This is a genomic window from Neobacillus niacini NBRC 15566 (assembly GCF_001591505.1).
Taxonomy (GTDB): domain Bacteria; phylum Bacillota; class Bacilli; order Bacillales; family Cytobacillaceae; genus Neobacillus; species Neobacillus niacini.
Map to the genome: position 1 here is coordinate 18,441 of NZ_BCVA01000036.1, position 17,884 is coordinate 36,324.

Consider the following 17,884-nt stretch of genomic DNA (forward strand, 5'->3'; position numbering starts at 1 on the left):
GTGCCCGTCACTCCCCGGTTGTTTATTATGAAATAGAATGAATTAAAAATAGAATGGCAAAAGCAATCCCAGACCGCAAATGCCACTTCCGGTCCATTCTCTGATATCGAAATAGTCCTGATATAGGAACTGGAAGTAGGACTAGCAAGGAAAGCAATCCGCTTATATTACTAAAATCAAATTTGAAGCCGTACATAAAGACAGCTACCGTATGTACGATAATAAAGGCTATGGCAATAATCGCGGCTGGAGTATGCCATTTACGAGCAAAGCGGAGCAAAGTGGACAACCATTTTTTTATCTGGCTTTGACATTTCAGTATACGAAGCCTCATAACACGAAGAAGGACATAATAAGAAAGTACAAAAAGTAAGACAAACCTTGCAATGGAGCCAAAATCTTTAAATGTATGTTCGAACTGCTTGCTGTGCAGAGTAGTTAATGAAAGCTGCAATAGTCCCTTAAGTTCCCAAAGCGTTATCAAAGAAGCGATAATAATGGCCACAATTAACCATAATCGTTCCTTCCTAGGAATCCATTCTTTTTTTTTGAACTTTGGTCTCCCGTGTATTCATTTATCTGTCCTCCTATAAATATGAGAAGTGTATACACTCCCATAAACCCATTTCCACTTAAGAAACCAAAAAAAAAATACTTCACATCTTTTAAATTAACTCTGTAAGAACCATTCCTTCGCTTTCAACTCTACGTTGTTCAAATACATATAATTGCCCTGATGTTTTTTATAAAATAAGCCAATTATAGTTAAAATAACCTTCCCAATAATTTTAATACAAATCCAACACGATTAATGAGGTTAAGAGAACTTAACAAATAGGTTATGAGAATAGATAGGCGGAGATTTTCCGGTTAATGTAAATAGAGGGTGCTTAAGGAGCAGATATAACCGGAGAATTCCGACTAACTGTTCTAAATTGGACCAAATCCAAAGATTTGGATCATATAAACGGAAAACCTCCCCTTATTTTAAAGGAAATAGGGGTAATCCCCAATTTAAACGGAATTTCTCCGTTTATTTTTCAAACGCATTGAAATCACATAACAGAGCCTTAATATTGGGCTTAATAGAAAGACTATATTACAAGTTTCACCCAATAAATATAAGGGTACTGTATGGATGAGGAGTTGATGATAATGAGTAAAAAAATTGCTGTTTTAGTAACGAATGATTTTGAGGATTCCGAATATCTCGAACCTGTACAGGCCTTTAAGGAAAAGGGGCATGAGGTAACCACCATCGAGATGGCAAAGGGAAAAACCGCGAAAGGAAAGCAGGGGAAAAGCGAAGTCGTTATTGATGAAAGCATTGATGATGTATCTCATGAGGAATTTGATGTACTTTTCATTCCAGGCGGATTTTCACCGGATATTCTTCGTGCCGACGAGCGTTTTGTTCGTTTCGCAAAAGCATTTATGGAAGCTAAAAAACCTGTATTAGCCATTTGTCATGGACCTCAGCTGCTTATTACAGCGAAAACGCTTGAAGGGCGTGACGTCACAGGCTATAAATCCATTCATGTTGATCTAGAAAATGCTGGCGCTAATTTACATGACAAGGAAGTGGTTGTTTGCCAGAACCAGCTGGTCACAAGCAGACAGCCGGAAGATATACCGGCATTTGTGCAAGAATCCTTAAGAGTAATAGGATAACAGATAGGCAGAAGGGGCTCCTTCTGCCTAAACTGTTGGGGTCTGACCCCCTGTTAAGTACGTATTTCAAAGTCAATCTAGTTTTTTGATGAAAGGTATGAAATCTGTGAGATGTTGCCATAATTGTGGATAGAATGATCAACCTTTCAAAGAGAGTACCGCTTCATCTTAGGTTGGTGGTTGAATATTTACTTAGGGGTGATGATATGGCAATGCAGCGCACATTCATTATGGTAAAGCCTGATGGAGTGAAACGACAGTTAATAGGAGAAATCATAAAGCGCTTTGAGCAAAAGGGATTTAGTCTATTAAATGCAGAGCTTATGACTGTGGACCGTACAAAAGCTGAATACCATTATATGGAACATCAAGATAAGCCGTTTTTCGGTGAGTTGGTGGACTTTATTACATCTGGACCCGTTTTTGCAATGGTCTGGGAAGGGGAAAATATCATTGAAGTTTCCCGGCTTATGATTGGAAAGACAAGTCCATTGGAAGCAGCGCCGGGTACAATCCGTGGGGACTTTGCATTTACAAAAGAGGAAAATGTCATTCATGGTTCAGATTCTCGCTTAAGTGCAGAACGGGAAATTGAAAATTTCTTTGGTTTATTGAATAGACATACCTTAAAGAATGATTTTCCATTCGAAGACAGACAATCTAGTTGATTCATAAGTACCAGCCAATAGGCTGGTATTTTTAATGTTGCTTCCCGCTAGAGATATGTAAAAAGCAGCCTGATTAGGATTAGGTTTGAATCAGGCTGGTTCTTCTTGCAGTGATAGGGACTAGTAGCCAAGTAAAAATATGTCTTTTTATATGAAATAATATTAGTAATCTCGACCCTTTCCGGAATCAGTGAGATCGTTTAGCTGTTCAGGATAGGGTTGAAAAATGGTTTGATCTAATAAATAGTCGGCCTTGAAACGAACTGCCCAGGAGTTTAATACCATTAAGGGATTGCTAAGCGGGATCCTTTTTTCACGATATTTTTCAATTAAGGTTAGTAGGAATGCCTTTTCTTCAGGCAGAAGCTGTTTAGAGAAATAACCCAATATGTGGTACATGGCATTTATGTTTGATTTAACCGATCGAGAGTGTTCTAAAAGTTCATGTAACTTTTGTTCGTATAAGTCAAATATATTCTCCAGGCTTTGGTTTTCGCCATTTGAAACGATTCGTCCCAGTTCTTTTTGTTTTTGTTGATGATAGGCCATGAATAAGTATTTATTTTCACTCTGAAACTGTACCAGAGCCTGAATGCTTTTTTGTTTTTTCCTTTCTCTAAACGAGGCAAGCAGGAAAAGTTTTGTAAGGAAATTTTCTCGAATGAGATAATTCTTTAGTCTGCCTTCATCCATAATGGCCAAATGATGTTGGCTGTCCACGATCTTTCTTGCAAAAACCCCAGCAGTTTTTCCGGTAACCATTCCTTTTTCAGAATAGACCTTACTATCTTTTATTCCACAGGTTGGCGAACGACTTTTCAATATATATCCATCAATGGGTTTATGGATTTTTTCGATAAAGGATTCGGCATAATGCTTCATAGAATCTGTTAGGTCTATGCCTGTAACTGGCTGGACGAGGCGAAGACCTTGTTGTTTCGACTCAACCAGACGGACAGGATTTCTAGGTGTCCCCAATCCAATGTCAGCCTCAGGACAAACGGTTATCACTTCAACATACTCTCTCAGTGTATTTAAAAAATGATCTTGAATGATATCTCCATTAAAGCGGCAGGCATCAAAGCCCAAACATCTGCTAACCACAACAACAGGTTTTATGAATTGATTCATATATTCATCACCTTATCAATGGAATTGTGATTCATACAATGATTCCCAATTTGAATCCGTCAAATAAAGAACTGATGGTGTAACTGTTCGCTGGCTTCTAAGAACTCCTTTACCACCGATGGCAAACTTCAACTTAGTATTTGTTTCTAAACAGGCTTGAATCCACTTTTCTACTCTCACCAAAGGAGCGGTATTGGTCATGGAAATGGCGATAATAGAAAGTTTCTTGGTTTCAATTAATTCTAATAACCCATCAAAAGGGGTATTCGGCCCTAAATAAATGAATTCGTTTCCCTTTTTCCGCAAGAATAGGCTAAACAACATCAGTACAATATGATGATCTTCGCCCTCAGGACAAAAGGCTAATATTTTGGGCAGTGACTTGTTTACAGGCAGTATTCTTAAAAACTGAGCAAACCGGTTAATGACGAATTGAGAGGCAAAGTGTTCGTGAGCAACCGTAATTTTGCCATTTTCCCAGGCATCACCGTTGAATTAGCTTTTTCTTTATTTGAATACGAAGATGTCTCCATCACATTTGGCAGAAATACTTTATCAAATTTTGTTGTTAGCTTCTTGCGTATTCATTTCAATGAGCGCCTGATACAATGTTGCTTTTATGTCCTCAGAAGAACGGCTAATGGTTGGGGATTCAGCAGGATTGGATGTGGACTGATTTAAAAGTTGGACAGCCTCACTAATTTTCATATCATTCTCTGTTGTTTGCTGTTTTAACCATTTTAGTATTTCTACATCCTTTTAAAAACAGCCGCGTTAATCAATCCGACGACCTATGTCTTTGAAGGCATGCGTGCCGTCATAATTAATGGCTGGGGTGGAGGAGATATTTGGAAGGCTTTTATTGTTATTATTTTATTCTGCATTGCTACCATCAGTTTTGCTGCTTTTAGTGCTAGGCAGGCTGTGAGCAGAGGGTAGGGTTTTACAAGACGAATTGAATTCACACCTGCAAAAACAGTACGAAATTTGAAGGTTTAAGGAGAAATATAAAAAAAACAAGCCTGATTCGGTTGGTTTGAATCAGGCTTGTTCTTCGGAGTTAGGGTGGATTTCTAACTCAAATCATTTAATCTTTGACAAGAGGCTGATCAACAACGTCGGAGTCGAAGATGGTGGTTGAACTTTGTCCAGTGTAGGTATTGTTTTGGACTCCTATATTTTCTGAACCGGAACCAACAAATGTTTTTGCCGAACCTTTAGGGGAGATGAATAACGTATCGCCAAAATTGATGATACCGCCACTGACATTATCGATCTTTAAGTTCCCTGGAATAATGGTCATACAGAACATCCTTTACCGTTTAATAATTCAATGTATGTAAAATTCCCACATATAGTGCTATGGGCAGATAGGAATACCAAGGGGAAGGATTTTTAATGACAATTATTGCAATTCTTTATTTAGGGAAACCCTTAATGTTACTGGGTTTATACTCAATCTAATTAAACGATTAGTTGGTAATTGAACTTGACGATAGTTACATGAAATTGTATTTTAATGGGTTTTATTGGCCGTTTTGAAGATAATTTCTAAAAGTCACAAACATACTTCGACAATTATTTTTTATGAAAACAGGAAAAAGTTCATTAATAAGTGGGATTATCTACGATTTAATCAAACGTTTAATTAGTTAAATTCGAGTTAACTAATCGATTGATTAAAATAGCTATAAATGATGTTAAGCCTAAGTTTATCCCCCAAGTTGGTAAAGAAACTTGTCGTAAAGAGGATCTAGTGAAAAGGGAAAGGTTTGGATGTAAAAGAAGGGGGATTCTTACATTTGTGTACAAGATCTCTTTAGCTTGGTAACTTGGACGCCGCTTTTTTGTTCGGTTTCTTACATTCCTAATTCTCTCGCTAACAGAGTCATTTACTAATAATTAATGAGTGAAAAGGGAAAAGTATTAGTTGGTGTTTATACACCACAACTTCGATGTGGAGGGATATTCATGAATATTCGCGAGGGCTTGATTCCAACGGTATTAGGTACGGCGGTAACGGCAACTGGATATGCCTTAAAACAAAAACGAGGTTCCAACAAAATGATAGCAAATACTGTTTTCGGATTCGGTCTTGCTCACATTGTGTTAGGGGCCATCGATCTTGTGGAACATCGACGTTAGGTAAGGTAAAAGGCGGGCACCATTGAGTGCCCGTCTTTTTATGCTGGGGTCTGACCCCTGCTGGTTCCAGTTGTTGCCTGTGTCTGCACTTGGTTGGGGGATCAGGTTAAGCAACCGATCTCATAAATAGACGGAGAAATTTCTCTTATTTAGTAAATATAATTAAATTTGGCTCCAATAGACGGAGGAATTCCGCCTATCGTTTCGAAAAACGTGAAAATGGGTGATTCTGCTAGCATAATCGGAAAACCTCCCCTTATATACCCCGAAGTCACCTCTATTCTGAATTTAACCGAAGAAGTTCAGCTTATATTTTCACTAACCTTTAACCCTTGCCGCATACAGCAAGGGTTTTTCCCTGTACAGCAAATTCTGTCGGATTTTGACCAAAAGTTAGAGTTGACTTGACAAAATATTCAGAATAAACTTAACCTATCCGATAGGTTGACAGTCATAGAGCACACAAAATTAATTCTTAGAAGGTGACAGTCATGAAGAGTATTAAAAAGGTTTCCATGCATGAGATGATTGCGGATGAAATCAAGAGATTTATTCGCGAGCACCAGTTAAAGAGGGGAGATAAACTTCCATCTGTAGCAGAATTAACATCTATCCTCGGTGTGAGCCGTTCCAGTATCCGCGAGGGCTTACGGTTCCTTGAAGGCTTTGACATCATCGAAGTTCAAAATGGAAAAGGAATTTTTGTTAAAGATGGTGATGCTTTAAAAATTGAGGCGAAAATCGATGTGGAACAGGAAAAAAACTCTCTTTTACATATTAGTGAGCTGCGGAGAGCACTAGAGGGGAAGGCGGTGGAGTTAGCTGCCATCAGGGCCTCTGAAGCGGAGATTGAAGAAATGGATCGGATACTGACGGAAGTTATTGCTCTAAAGGATGCCGGACTAGACTCCTCTGAAGTAGATTGGGAGTTTCATAAAGCCATTTATCGGGCGTCACATAATCCGCTATTAGAGAGTGTCGCTGAGTCAGTCTCTGACACGTTTAACCGGCTTTGGAGCAAACCCTTTGGTATTGTTCATATTTTTACAGATACGATCCCTTTTCATCGGACCATGCTCGATGGAATTAAGGACCGGGACCCTGCTTATGCGTTACAAGAGTTTAATAAATTTATAGACATCGTAGAAGATACTCTGCGAAAAATATAGGAAAGAAGGAATAGGCATGACGAAACAGTCCTCAAATGAACATATCGTCACTCATCTCGGTGATGAATATGATCGGTTTCATGGAGCAGTGGTTCCACCCATCTATCAGAATTCGCTGTTTGTATTTGAAAACTTCGAGCAGCTGGCAGCAGCGATGAAAGATGAGCAAAGCAGTTACCTGTACTGGCGCGGTACCAATCCAACCGTTGAAATTGTGGAGAAGAAATTGGCTGCACTGGAAAAAGGGGAGAGGTGTAAGTTGTTTGCCTCAGGGATGGCTGCCATCTCATCAGCAATCTTAACCTTTTTACAATCAGGCGATCATGTTTTAAGTATCAGCAATATTTACGGTCCTACAACGAAGTTCTTTACCTATATTGAAAAATTCGGCATCTCTCACACGAATACCCTCAACACAGACCTCGAGGCAATCGAGTCATTGATTCGCCCCAACACCAAAGTAATCTACCTAGAAAGTCCGACCACCATGTCCTTTAAACTTGTTGATTTAAAAGCGATCGTAGCCCTAGCCAAGCAGCGTGGGATTAAAACCATTATTGATAATACCTGGGCTACACCTATTTTCCAAAATCCGATTACCTATGGAATTGATATCGTTGTCCATTCTGTTTCCAAGTATTTAGGCGGACATAGTGACCTTGTTGGCGGAGCCCTAATTACGAGCAAGGAAATCATGGATCATCTTTTTTATCATGAATATCAGCTGTTTGGTGGTGTCATGCCGCCGTATGAAGCATGGCTTTTAATGCGCGGGCTTCGGACCCTGCCGATTCGGATGAAGGCACATCAGGAAAGCGGGTTGAAAATCGCTTCCTTTTTAGAAAAAAATCCTGCTGTCAAACGGGTAAATTACCCTGGATTAGAGAGCTCTCCAGATTACAGGCTTGGAAAAGAGCAGCTAAAAGGCTATACAGGCTTGATGAGCTTTGAGCTTAAGAATAACACGTACGAATCTGTTCGGAAGGTGGTTAATAGCCTAAACCATTTTCAAATCGGTGTATCCTGGGGTGGTTTTGAAAGTCTCGTGATTTCACCGAACTATGGATATAACGTCGAGCAATTAGTGAAAGGCGGGTTGGACCCGGGGTTGATCCGAATTTCGGTCGGTTTAGAGAATGTCGATGAGTTACTAGAAGATTTAGAAGCAGCATTAAAATCTGTTTAACTATCGGTATAAAAGGGGGCGGTCCCTTTTGTATATAATACAAACATTTCAAGGGGGAGTATGTTGATGCTTCATCTCAAAAAGGGATTATGGGTTCTTGTTTCATTCATGTTGTTTGTTGGCATCTTGGCAGGCTGCACGAGTTCAGAGGTAGATAACTCCAGTGGTAAAGAGGATAAAGATGGAAAAGTTACATTAAGGATGATTGAAAGTATTACAAGCCCAGCTAGAACGACACTCTTAAAGGAAATGATCGCTAAATTTGAAGAGGAAAATCCAAACATTAAAGTAGAATTGATTTCTCCTCCTTTGCAAAGTGCTGATGAAAAAATCACACAAATGCTTATGGCAAAAGAGGATATTGATGTATTAGAAGTTCGTGAGCAAACGGTAAAGAACTGGGCTACTAACCAATTTATTGAAGACCTATCAGCCTATACAAGCAAGTGGGAAGACTGGAATTCGTTAACGGAAACGATTAAGCACGGTGCAACAGCTGTTGACGACAAACCTTATTATATTCCCTACGGTGTATATGAAAAAACGTTATTCTATCGGAAAGATTGGTTTGAAGAAGCTGGAATTGAGGTTCCGGAAACGTGGGATGAGTTAGTTGACGCAGCGATTAAATTAACCGACCCTTCAAAGAATCGCTATGGCTATAGCTTCCGTGGCGGTGCAGGCTCTTCGGATTATATTGAATTTATGACATGGTCATTCCTAGGGGAAAAGATTGCGACAAAGGACGCATATTTCACAAGTGATGGTAAGGTCATGTTTGATACACCAGAAGCCAAGCAGGTGCTCGATACCTTTGTCGAAGTATATAAGAAGGCGTCTCCTCCTGATTCGATCAGCTGGAGTTACCCGGAAATGGTTCAAGGCTTTACTTCCGGAATGACTGCGATGTTAATTCAGGATCCAGAGGTCATTGTAACTGCTGAGGAAAATATGAAAGAAGGAACATGGGATACAGCTCCACTGCCTAAAGGAACTCCATCAGGTGTGGCACAGCAGTCGGCAGGAACAGCAGGCTGGGGAATTGGTGCTTTCTCCAAGCATAAGGAAGAGGCATGGAAGCTTGTATCGTTCTTATCAAGTCCTGAACAAAATTTATTTTTCGCGAAGGAAAACTCACTTATTCCGATTCATTTAAGTGCCGGTGACGACCCTTATTTCAAAGAGGGCTACTTTAGCGCTTATATTGAAATGAGTGCGAAGCCAGAAGAATTCTTAATTGCTGATCGTCCTGTCCACTATAAGGGCTATGCGGAATACCGTGCTTTAGCTGAAAAGGATATACAGGCTCTGTTATTAGATAAGCTATCAAAAGAAGATGTATTAGCAAAGTGGACTGATTTTTGGAAAAAGGAAAAAGAAAATCATAAATAAAGAAAATGGAGGGCAGTGGGGAAGACTGCTGCCCTTGTTTCTTTTTTCGGAGAGGAGAATATGAAACTTGAAAATACAAACTGAAACAGTTACAGAAAGAGGCTTGCCATTGTTTCGTATGTCAAAACATGGTCTTTTCATATTCCTTTGTTTACTCCCAGCCATTATACTTGTTTCTATCTTCACCTATTATCCCTTGTTAAAAGGGGTGATCATGGCGTTTCAAAATTATTCAGCCTATGATTTAATGAACATTCGATTTATCGGTCTAGAAAACTTTAAAACCATCATGGCTGATATAGGCTTTAAAGAGTCACTCGTTAATAGTTTCTATTGGGTCTTTTTTTCGTTAATTCCTCAATTCTTTATTGGATTTATCGTCGCCTTGATGTTGAGAAGGAAGTTCAAGGGGAGAGGGGTTTACCAAGCCTTTATCTTCTTTCCATGGGCGATGTCGGGTTTTTTAATCGGGTTGATTTGGCGCTGGATGCTGAATGGACAAGGCGGGGTAATTAATGACCTGTTGATGAAGCTTGGAATCATTGATACAGCTATCCCTTTCTTAGCGGATCCTACTTGGGCTATGGTTTCCGTCATTGTTGCAAATGTCTGGTACGGGATTACCTTCTTTGCGATTATGATTTTAGCTGCCTTACAATCCATCCCGGAAGAATTGTTTGAAGCAGCAAAGATTGATGGTGCCGGCTATTTCCAACAGCTTTTTAACATTACCGTTCCATATATTTTGCCAACACTGATTGTCACAACGTTGCTTCGAGTCATTTGGATCTTAAATTTTCCTGATTTAATCTACTCACTAACAAATGGTGGACCTGCCGGTTCAACACATATTCTATCCACCTATATGCTGGAGAAAATCATGTTTGGACAAAACTACGGACAAGCGGCTGCTGTTGGAGTTATTATCATTTTTATTTTAATTTTCTTTTCCATTTTTTATCTGCTAGCAACGAAATTCAATAAAGCGGGTGATTTTTAATGATGAGACAAATAACGTGGAAACTGTCAATTAAGGTTGTGTTCTTATCCTTATTTCTTGTCTTCACAGTGTTCCCGCTGTATTGGATTTTCGTTACTTCATTAAAACCGTCGAATGAAATGTTTACCATCCCCATCCAATATTGGCCGGAAAACGTTACCTTCGAAAACTATATAAACATCATTAAGATTTCAAACTTCGATGTCTATATTATGAATAGTTTGATTCTCTCCTTGATTGCAGGTGTTATTTCCTTAATTATTGCTACACTTGGCGGTTATGTTCTAGCCCGGTTTGAGTTTAAGGGTAAAACGCAGGTAATCTTTGCTTTCTTCATTACCCAAATGATTCCCTTATTTATTGGGCTGGCACCGTTATATTTGTTAATGTCGAAGCTGGAGCTGATTAATCGATTGCCTTCGTTAATGCTCATGTATACGGTGATGATGGTGCCGTTTTGTACGGTTATGATGAAGGGGTTCTTTGAAAGGATTCCGTCAAGTTTGGAGGAGGCGGCCATGATGGATGGCTGTTCACGGATCACTGCGTTATTTAAAGTGATCATTCCTGTCATGCTGCCGGGATTGGCTGCAACCTTTATCTTCGCCTTTGTACAGTGTTGGAATGAATTGTTCTTAGCGGTTATGTTCATCGATAAAGAAGAGGCCAAAACCATTCCAGTTGCCATGAACTCGTTTATTACGAAATTTGATATCGATTGGGGATCGATGTCAGCCGCAACCGTATTATCTGTAATACCGACATTGCTGTTGTTCGCTTTTGCTCAGAAGTATATTGTGGAGGGGATGACACAAGGTTCTATTAAGGGGTAGTGATGGTGCTATCCCTTAGTTGGGGTCTGACCCCATTCTCTAAGCACCCGATAGGCGGAGAAATTTCTCTTAATCAGTAAATAGGATCAAATATGGCTTCAATAGACGGAGGGATTCCTCCTATTACCTCGAAAAACATGAAAATAGGTGATTCCGGTTGGCATAATCGGAAAACCTCCCCTTATATACCCCGGATTCACCTCTATTCTGAATTTAACCGAAAAACCTCCGGTTATTACTTTTTCCATTCTGGAAGTTGGGTCTGACCCCATTCACCCGATAAAGGTTTACTTTTAAATCCTACTCCTGAAACTTTATATTCCTTTTTAGACATTAATCCCTCAGTAATCGCAGGTAATATTTGAGCTTCTTTACCGGCTATTCTAACCTCCCTTGTTACTCTCATTACATTACTCTTATAGCCTTTATATTTATTGGCATTTGCCACTTCTAGGGCTGCTTTTTCAACAGCTTCTTGAATGGTATTGTAATATTTCTTAGAACCACCTATGTTAATAAACATTGCTTTTTCTGTCGGATCGACTAGTACCATATAAACTTATAGTCCGATTGATTGAGACGGAATATTAAAATAAAAGTTTTATTATTTAATTCTTTACTGAATTTCTACTAAAAACAAAAAATCATAAAGATTATAATAACGGGACTTTGTTCCTGCAGACTAAAGTATACAAAATTCACTGAAATTCTACAGTTTTTTGACAACTATCTTTCCCTGCATTCGACATGCTTTTCTATGCCGTATGGATAGAAAAGCCGTATTTAAAAGGGGGTTCAGCGTTTCTAATTAAACGTTTAATGGATATCGATAATTGTTGAAAACTAGTATTCTTTGAAATTTATCATAGATTCTGGTATTTCGTGAAAGATTTCCAACTCATTTTTCGACAATTATTTTTTTGAAATGCATTTGGAGTTCGTTTTTCCAAGAGGGTTTGTCAGGTTTTTAATCAAATGATTAATTGGAATAGAAGAAGGGGGAAAAAGGTCGAAATGTGGGATATCCTTGCCATTAATTCCCCGTTAAAGCCCTAGAAATTGCAAATAAAACCGGACCCCATCCAGCTGCTCCAACTATGAAAAATGTCCCGCATAAATTTTGAAAGTGCTTTCAAAAATAGGTTTTTAGACTCTATGAACCTCTTGTTATATTGGTTATGATTCCCAGTGTAGGAACGAATATCAAATTCGCATGTTACTGACTCGATCAGGCAGGGCGGCACTATGGAATGGGGATTTCCCCGTTGCTTAGTGGTGCCCTGTTTTTTTTTTTGGCCGAGGCTATGGGAGTGGCTCTGCTGGCATTCTCCTAAACACTCTAAAGAGCCGGAGCACCTTGATACCTGAGGTTCGTCCCTGATTGTTCAAAATGATAACAGAAGAGGTGGTTTTGTTGGCAAAAAGTAAAGGAATAAAGGCCGTTGTTCAGCTTGTTTGGTATCCGGATTAATGGTTCCGCTGGATATTCAAAACATAGGGGAAGCAAAGCAGCTGGGGCTACTCATTATACGAAATCAGCGTCTTTGAAACACAAAACTAAGATAAGGCAACCAGGGGGGAGGATTAAGAACCGTCCCTGCTGGAAGCGATTTGAGGAGGAGTAAACGAATGACTTTTTTTAAGCATGGTAAGCAGAAGTTTGTGGCTTGTGTTACGTTCATGCTGTGTTTTCTGTCAGCTTTTCCACAGGGAACACCACAGGCATCTGCGGCTGGCACAGGAGTCCTAGACGTAAATCCGACACCGCAGGAGCAAAAAATATCAGAGGATAAAGGGTTTCCTTTGACACCGGATGTTGGGATTGTGGTAGGCAAGGATACAGATGAACAGGCGATTCATGAGGTTCTTCGGGCATTGAAGGACGCAGACGTCAAACGAATCGTCCGGATCAATGCCGGGGATAAGGTGACAACTCCTGTTACCATCTGGATTGGCGGACCTTCGGAAAATAAGGATACAGCCCCTGTTTTAAATCAGATGGGTGTGGAAGGACCTGAAGCAATGAAGGATGAGGGGTATGTACTCGCTTCTAAGCAGAAAGGAAAGAAGCAGATCGTTCTTGCCGGTAAGGACAAGACGGGGACGTATTATGCTGCCAAGACATTCAAACACTTGATTGGGGAGCGGGAAGGAAGAGACTGGATTCCGGAGGCAGAAATTCGTGACTGGCCGGAAATGCCGATTCGCGGCTCAATCGAAGGATTTTATGGCCCGCCATGGACTCATGAGGACCGGCTCTCTCAGTTAGAATTTTACGGGGAAAATAAACTAAATACATATATTTATGCCCCGAAGGATGACCCATATCACCGAGAAAACTGGCGCGATCCTTACCCTGAGGAAGAATTAGCGAGAATCAACGAGCTGATTGATAAAGCCAAGGAGAATCATGTAAAATTCACCTTCTCCCTGTCGCCTGGTCAATCCATTTGCTATTCTGGGGACCAAGATTTTGAATTGCTGAAACAGAAGATGGAAACGGTGTGGAACTTGGGTGTCCGGTCTTATGCAATTTTTCTAGATGATATTGATAAAAACTTTTACTGCCAGCAGGATCGAGACAAATTTGCGGGCGATGCCGACCCGGTCGCGGCCGCCCATGCGTTTCTATTAAATCGTTTTACGGAAGAATTTATCGACACACATGAGGGGGCAGAGCGGCTGATTACCGTTCCAACGGATTATACCGGAAATGGGCCATCCCCTTACCGTGATCGATTTGCTGAATTGCTCGACAAGGACACGGTTGTTATGTGGACAGGTCAGAAGGTTGTGTCAGAGCAGGTCACTGCCGAAGAGGCAGAAGAGGTCTACGGAGTATTCAAACACGATATGTTATTATGGGACAATTACCCGGTAAACGACTTTGACCGGAATAGCTTGTTCTTCGGTCCGATTGTCGGACGTGATGCGGATATATCCAAGCATGGTGTTGTCGGGATAACAGCGAACCCAATGAATGAAGCCGAGGCTTCTAAACTTCCTTTATTTACGATAGCTGACTTTACCTGGAACCCTGCGGCCTATGACCCCGTGGATTCCTGGGAGCGCAGTATTCAAGCCTTCGGCGGAGAAGCGGCAGAAACCTTAAAAACAGTTGCGGAGAATATGTATTCTTCACCGATCAATTCCACAGAGTCACTTACCTTAACGCCCTTGATCGACGCGTTCTGGAAGGCCTATGTGGCAGGGGATGCCGATCAAGCGGCACAGCAGTTAATAGCTGAATTTAGAAAGCTCCAACAGGCGCCTGCTAAACTTCAGCAGGAAATGGATAATGAAAAGTTCCTTCAGGAAATAGCGCCTTACTTGGAGAAATTATCTATTTATGGCAAAGCAGGCGAAACGGCTGTTCAATATGTGATGGCCCAGAAAAACGGTCAAACCGACCAGGCAGCTGCATTAAGGGATCAGTTGATTACCTTGTTCAACCAATCCGAGCAGATTCCGCAAAAAGTAGGGCAGGGAGTCATCCAGCCATTCTTAGTTAAAAGCGCCTTAATCGTACCGCCATTAGAGCTTACGCTGCAGCCGGTTATTGAACAGTTCTGGGAGGTGTATGATAGAGGCGGTGCCGATCAAGCAGCCGAGCAGTTAACCGCTGAATTTGAAAAGCTTCAGCAAATTCCGGAAGCTATTCGCTCAGACATTGATAATGAAGCCTTTTTAAAGACCATTAATCCTTACCTTGAGAACCTTACTATTTACGGGGAAGCTGGCAAGGTGGCGGTCCAATATTTAATGGCACAGAAAGCCGGCCAGTCCGATGAGACCAATTTTTATAAAGAACGCTTAAAAACGTTAATGATGCAGGCCTATCAGCAGCCGCAGGAAATTGGCAAAGAGGTGATTAAGCCGTTCTTAATCAAGACTATGTGGAGAGACCTCGATGTAGTCGATTATCGAATACTAGATGGGGTCAATAAATCCCGCGGAGCCGGGCAGTTGATTCAATATACTCCGGCCTACGGAGAGACGAGCCGAACAAACCCATGGGGATATGAAATCACCGTTGTTGAAGGGAAAGTCGTCAAAAAAGGCGGAAATAATTCCACCATCCCTAAAAACGGCTATGTCCTAAGCATTCACGCGAATGACTGGCTGCGAGACAATACGACCATCGGAACCACCATTCTAATCGAAGACGGCGTCGTTCTGGTTATATCGCCAGAACTGACAAACTAGCAATCTCTCAATCTATATCAAAACGAGCGCTGAAGAGTTTCATTAAAGGAGGAGTTAACGAGATATGGTTTTTTCAAAGCATTTGAAAAAGACTTTGAGCATTTGTTCCACCGTCCTGCTGTGTGTTCCATTAATGTCGCTAAATGGACCAGCCCAGGTATCTGCGGCAGCAACAGGAGAACTTGCCATAAATCCAACACCGCAAGTACAAAAGGTAACGGATAAAGGGTTTCCTCTGACACCAGACGTGGGAATTGTGGTAGGTAAGGAAACAGATGAACAGGCCATCAGCGAAGTGGTTGAGGCCTTGGAAGCTGCGGACGTAAAGCGGGTTGTATCCTTCCAGGCCGGGGAAAAGGTAACAACCCCTGTTAGTATCTGGATTGGCGGTCCTTCGGAAAATCCGGATTCGGCAGCTGTCCTAGACCAGATGGGGATAGCCGGCCCTGAAGCATTAAAGGATGAGGGGTATGTCCTAGCATCCAAGCAAAAGGGGAAAAATCAGATTGTGCTTGCCGGTAAGGACAAAGCGGGAACGTATTATGCTGCCAAAACGTTCAAACATTTGATTCAAGAACGGGAAGGAAGAGACTGGATTCCGGAGGCAGAAATTCGTGACTGGCCGGAAATGCCGATACGAGGCTCGATCGAAGGGTTCTACGGCCCGCCATGGACTCATGAGGACAGAATCTCCCAGCTGGAATTTTACGGGGAGAACAAACTGAATACGTATATCTACGCTCCGAAGGATGATCCTTATCATCGCGAAAACTGGCGTGATCCTTACCCAGGGGAAGAATTATCGAGAATCACCGATTTGATTGATAAGGCCAAAGAGAATCATGTCAAATTTACCTTCTCACTGTCGCCTGGACAATCCATCTGTTATTCCGGCGATGAAGATTTTGCCTTGCTGAAGCAAAAGATGGAAACAATCTGGGACTTGGGTGTCCGGTCCTATGCGATTTTTCTAGATGATATTGACAAGAACTTATACTGCCAGCAGGATCGAGACAAATTTGCGGGGGATGCCGACCCGATCGCGGCCGCCCATGCCTATCTATTAAATCGTTTTACGGAGGAATTTATCGACACACATGAGGGAGCCGAGCGGCTGATTACCGTTCCGACAGATTATGCAGGCAACCAAACCAACACTTACCGCGAGCGCTTTGCAGAGCTGCTCCATAAGGATACGATTGTGATGTGGACAGGACCGGATGTGGTGTCCAAAGAAATCACCGCTGAGGGAACCCAGCAGGTGTGGGAGATTTTTCAACATGATTTGCTTTTATGGGATAATTATCCGGTGAACGATTTCGAACGAAATAAATTATTCCTTGGTCCGCTGGATCAAAGAGACCCTGAGTTAACGAAACACGGTCTCGTCGGCTTAGCGGCCAATCCCATGAATGAAGCAGAAGCTTCCAAAATTCCTTTGTATACCATCGCCGATTATACCTGGAACCCGGCTGCTTACACTCCGGAAGCTTCGTGGGAGCGCAGTATTCGCTCATTTGGCGGGGATGCAGCGGAAGACTTGAAAACATTCGCGGAGAATTCCTACTCATCTACGTTAAATGACCAGGATTCTCTGACCTTAACACCATTAATAGAAAAGTTCTGGAACGCTTATGGCACCGATAAGATGAACCCGGCTGCCGACCAGCTCCTGGCTGAATTTGAGAATTTGCGGACAGCACCAGAGGGACTGCGGCTAAACCTTGACAATGAGAAATTCCTTCAAGAGGTAGAACCGTATTTAGAAAAAATGGAACTGTATGGAGAAGCTGGTAAGCTATCAGTTCAGGCATTAACGGCAGAGAAGGATAACGACACCGAAGCAGCGATAGAATACAAAGAACTTCTGAAATCTTTGTTAAAAGAGATTGATGCGATTCCGCAAAAAATTGGTGAGTCTGCAATCAGACCGTTTCTTGTCCAAGGTATTTGGGGCCAGCATGTTAAATCACGTGCCCTAGACGGTGTCAACACAAAACGCGGAGCCGACCAGCTGATTCAATATACACCAGATCACGGGGCGACCACTCGAACCAATCCTTATGGCTATGAAGTCACAGTGGAGGATGGCATTGTTGTCAAAAGAGGAGGCAATAATTCTGCAATTCCTGCTAACGGCTATGTACTAAGCATCCATAACAGCAATTGGATGGAAAGGAATTGGCTCGACGTGCATGCCGTTATTGGCGCAAACGTACTGATAGAAAATGGGCAGGTTCTCATCACGCCTCCTAAGTGAAATTAAACCATGGGGACGGTTCTCAATCTATGAGAACTGTCCCTGCGGTATTTTCATTAGCTTTTTGGGTGTATACTTTTTAAACCGGTGGATATGGTTTAAAACTCGCAGGTATGAGAGCTTATAGGCTGAGGATTTCCGGCTAAGTATATAGAGGAAACGTATAAAGCATGTATAAGCGGAGATATTTCGATTAACTGCTCTAAATAAGACAAATTCCAAA

Annotated in this window: 16 protein-coding genes; 10 read left to right on the forward strand and 6 right to left on the reverse strand. The window is 41.5% G+C overall.

Features of this window, described 5'->3' with window-relative positions; all coding sequences use genetic code 11:
• Positions 1-25: 25 nt before the first annotated feature.
• A complete protein-coding gene (locus BANA01_RS21155) occupies positions 26-505 on the reverse strand; it encodes a hypothetical protein (protein WP_063254618.1) in 480 nt (159 codons plus the stop codon).
• A 650-nt stretch (positions 506-1,155) separates the two neighbouring features.
• Between BANA01_RS21155 and BANA01_RS21160 the strand changes: the two genes are divergently transcribed.
• Positions 1,156-1,671 carry a type 1 glutamine amidotransferase domain-containing protein gene (locus BANA01_RS21160; protein ID WP_063254619.1) on the forward strand — a complete coding sequence of 172 codons (516 nt, stop codon included), beginning with the start codon at positions 1,156-1,158 and terminating at the stop codon, positions 1,669-1,671.
• Positions 1,672-1,883: 212 nt separating this feature from the next.
• A complete protein-coding gene (gene ndk, locus BANA01_RS21165) occupies positions 1,884-2,339 on the forward strand; it encodes a nucleoside-diphosphate kinase (RefSeq protein WP_063254649.1) in 456 nt (151 codons plus the stop codon).
• 162 nt (positions 2,340-2,501) lie between these two features.
• On the opposite strand, the gene BANA01_RS21170 is transcribed toward ndk, so the two are convergent.
• From BANA01_RS21170 to BANA01_RS21180, 4 genes are all read right to left on the reverse strand, one after another.
• Positions 2,502-3,470 carry a YbgA family protein gene (locus BANA01_RS21170; RefSeq protein WP_063254620.1) on the reverse strand — a complete coding sequence of 323 codons (969 nt, stop codon included), beginning with the start codon at positions 3,468-3,470 and terminating at the stop codon, positions 2,502-2,504.
• 15 nt (positions 3,471-3,485) lie between these two features.
• A complete protein-coding gene (locus tag BANA01_RS21175; RefSeq protein ID WP_063254621.1) occupies positions 3,486-3,794 on the reverse strand; it encodes a hypothetical protein in 309 nt (102 codons plus the stop codon).
• Between the two features lie 231 nt (positions 3,795-4,025).
• Positions 4,026-4,178 carry a hypothetical protein gene (locus BANA01_RS29630; RefSeq protein WP_157411847.1) on the reverse strand — a complete coding sequence of 51 codons (153 nt, stop codon included), beginning with the start codon at positions 4,176-4,178 and terminating at the stop codon, positions 4,026-4,028.
• Between the two features lie 379 nt (positions 4,179-4,557).
• A complete protein-coding gene (locus BANA01_RS21180) occupies positions 4,558-4,773 on the reverse strand; it encodes a spore germination protein (protein WP_063254622.1) in 216 nt (71 codons plus the stop codon).
• A 668-nt stretch (positions 4,774-5,441) separates the two neighbouring features.
• Between BANA01_RS21180 and BANA01_RS21185 the strand changes: the two genes are divergently transcribed.
• The 6 genes from BANA01_RS21185 to BANA01_RS21210 all read left to right on the forward strand — a co-directional run bounded on the left by BANA01_RS21185 (position 5,442) and on the right by BANA01_RS21210 (position 11,195).
• Positions 5,442-5,615 carry a hypothetical protein gene (locus BANA01_RS21185; protein WP_063254623.1) on the forward strand — a complete coding sequence of 58 codons (174 nt, stop codon included), beginning with the start codon at positions 5,442-5,444 and terminating at the stop codon, positions 5,613-5,615.
• A gap of 491 nt (positions 5,616-6,106) precedes the next feature.
• On the forward strand, positions 6,107-6,784 hold the full coding sequence (locus BANA01_RS21190; RefSeq protein ID WP_063254624.1) for a FadR/GntR family transcriptional regulator: 678 nt from the start codon (positions 6,107-6,109) through the stop codon (positions 6,782-6,784).
• 16 nt (positions 6,785-6,800) lie between these two features.
• Positions 6,801-7,970, forward strand: coding sequence for a trans-sulfuration enzyme family protein (locus BANA01_RS21195; protein WP_063254625.1), 1,170 nt, complete (start codon positions 6,801-6,803; stop codon positions 7,968-7,970).
• Between the two features lie 66 nt (positions 7,971-8,036).
• Positions 8,037-9,362: an ABC transporter substrate-binding protein gene (locus tag BANA01_RS21200; RefSeq protein ID WP_063254626.1), complete on the forward strand. Its 1,326-nt coding sequence runs from the start codon at positions 8,037-8,039 to the stop codon at positions 9,360-9,362.
• A gap of 67 nt (positions 9,363-9,429) precedes the next feature.
• The gene (locus BANA01_RS21205) at positions 9,430-10,362 is read left to right on the forward strand and encodes a carbohydrate ABC transporter permease (protein WP_235847197.1); all 933 of its coding nucleotides are present in this window, start codon (positions 9,430-9,432) and stop codon (positions 10,360-10,362) included.
• Positions 10,362-11,195, forward strand: coding sequence for a carbohydrate ABC transporter permease (locus BANA01_RS21210; RefSeq protein ID WP_063254627.1), 834 nt, complete (start codon positions 10,362-10,364; stop codon positions 11,193-11,195). The genes BANA01_RS21205 and BANA01_RS21210 overlap by 1 nt, the downstream gene beginning before the upstream one ends.
• A 235-nt stretch (positions 11,196-11,430) precedes the next feature.
• Here BANA01_RS21210 and BANA01_RS21215 read toward each other — a convergent pair whose 3' ends face one another.
• Entirely contained in the window at positions 11,431-11,718 is a 288-nt protein-coding gene (locus BANA01_RS21215; RefSeq protein WP_218008410.1) for a hypothetical protein, read from the reverse strand.
• Between the two features lie 1,106 nt (positions 11,719-12,824).
• Between BANA01_RS21215 and BANA01_RS21220 the strand changes: the two genes are divergently transcribed.
• Complete coding sequence (locus tag BANA01_RS21220; protein ID WP_063254629.1) at positions 12,825-15,401, forward strand: glycoside hydrolase family 84 protein; 2,577 nt, start codon at positions 12,825-12,827, stop codon at positions 15,399-15,401.
• A 64-nt stretch (positions 15,402-15,465) separates the two neighbouring features.
• Positions 15,466-17,661, forward strand: a complete 2,196-nt coding sequence (locus BANA01_RS21225; RefSeq protein WP_063254630.1) for a glycoside hydrolase family 84 protein — start codon at positions 15,466-15,468, stop codon at positions 17,659-17,661.
• Positions 17,662-17,884 lie beyond the last annotated feature (223 nt).

Excerpts from the sequence above, each read along its gene's own strand:
- BANA01_RS21170 (WP_063254620.1), bottom strand. The coding sequence starts at position 3,470 with ATGAATCAATTCATAAAACCTGTTGTTGTGGTTAGCAGATGTTTGGGC.
- BANA01_RS29630 (WP_157411847.1), bottom strand. The coding sequence starts at position 4,178 with ATGAAAATTAGTGAGGCTGTCCAACTTTTAAATCAGTCCACATCCAAT.
- BANA01_RS21185 (WP_063254623.1), top strand. The coding sequence starts at position 5,442 with ATGAATATTCGCGAGGGCTTGATTCCAACGGTATTAGGTACGGCGGTA.
- BANA01_RS21220 (WP_063254629.1), top strand. The coding sequence starts at position 12,825 with ATGACTTTTTTTAAGCATGGTAAGCAGAAGTTTGTGGCTTGTGTTACG.
- BANA01_RS21200 (WP_063254626.1), top strand. The coding sequence starts at position 8,037 with ATGCTTCATCTCAAAAAGGGATTATGGGTTCTTGTTTCATTCATGTTG.
- BANA01_RS21195 (WP_063254625.1), top strand. The coding sequence starts at position 6,801 with ATGACGAAACAGTCCTCAAATGAACATATCGTCACTCATCTCGGTGAT.
- BANA01_RS21180 (WP_063254622.1), bottom strand. The coding sequence starts at position 4,773 with ATGACCATTATTCCAGGGAACTTAAAGATCGATAATGTCAGTGGCGGT.
- BANA01_RS21190 (WP_063254624.1), top strand. The coding sequence starts at position 6,107 with ATGAAGAGTATTAAAAAGGTTTCCATGCATGAGATGATTGCGGATGAA.
- BANA01_RS21210 (WP_063254627.1), top strand. The coding sequence starts at position 10,362 with ATGATGAGACAAATAACGTGGAAACTGTCAATTAAGGTTGTGTTCTTA.
- BANA01_RS21175 (WP_063254621.1), bottom strand. The coding sequence starts at position 3,794 with ATGTTGTTTAGCCTATTCTTGCGGAAAAAGGGAAACGAATTCATTTAT.
- BANA01_RS21160 (WP_063254619.1), top strand. The coding sequence starts at position 1,156 with ATGAGTAAAAAAATTGCTGTTTTAGTAACGAATGATTTTGAGGATTCC.
- BANA01_RS21225 (WP_063254630.1), top strand. The coding sequence starts at position 15,466 with ATGGTTTTTTCAAAGCATTTGAAAAAGACTTTGAGCATTTGTTCCACC.
- BANA01_RS21215 (WP_218008410.1), bottom strand. The coding sequence starts at position 11,718 with ATGTTTATTAACATAGGTGGTTCTAAGAAATATTACAATACCATTCAA.
- ndk (WP_063254649.1), top strand. The coding sequence starts at position 1,884 with ATGCAGCGCACATTCATTATGGTAAAGCCTGATGGAGTGAAACGACAG.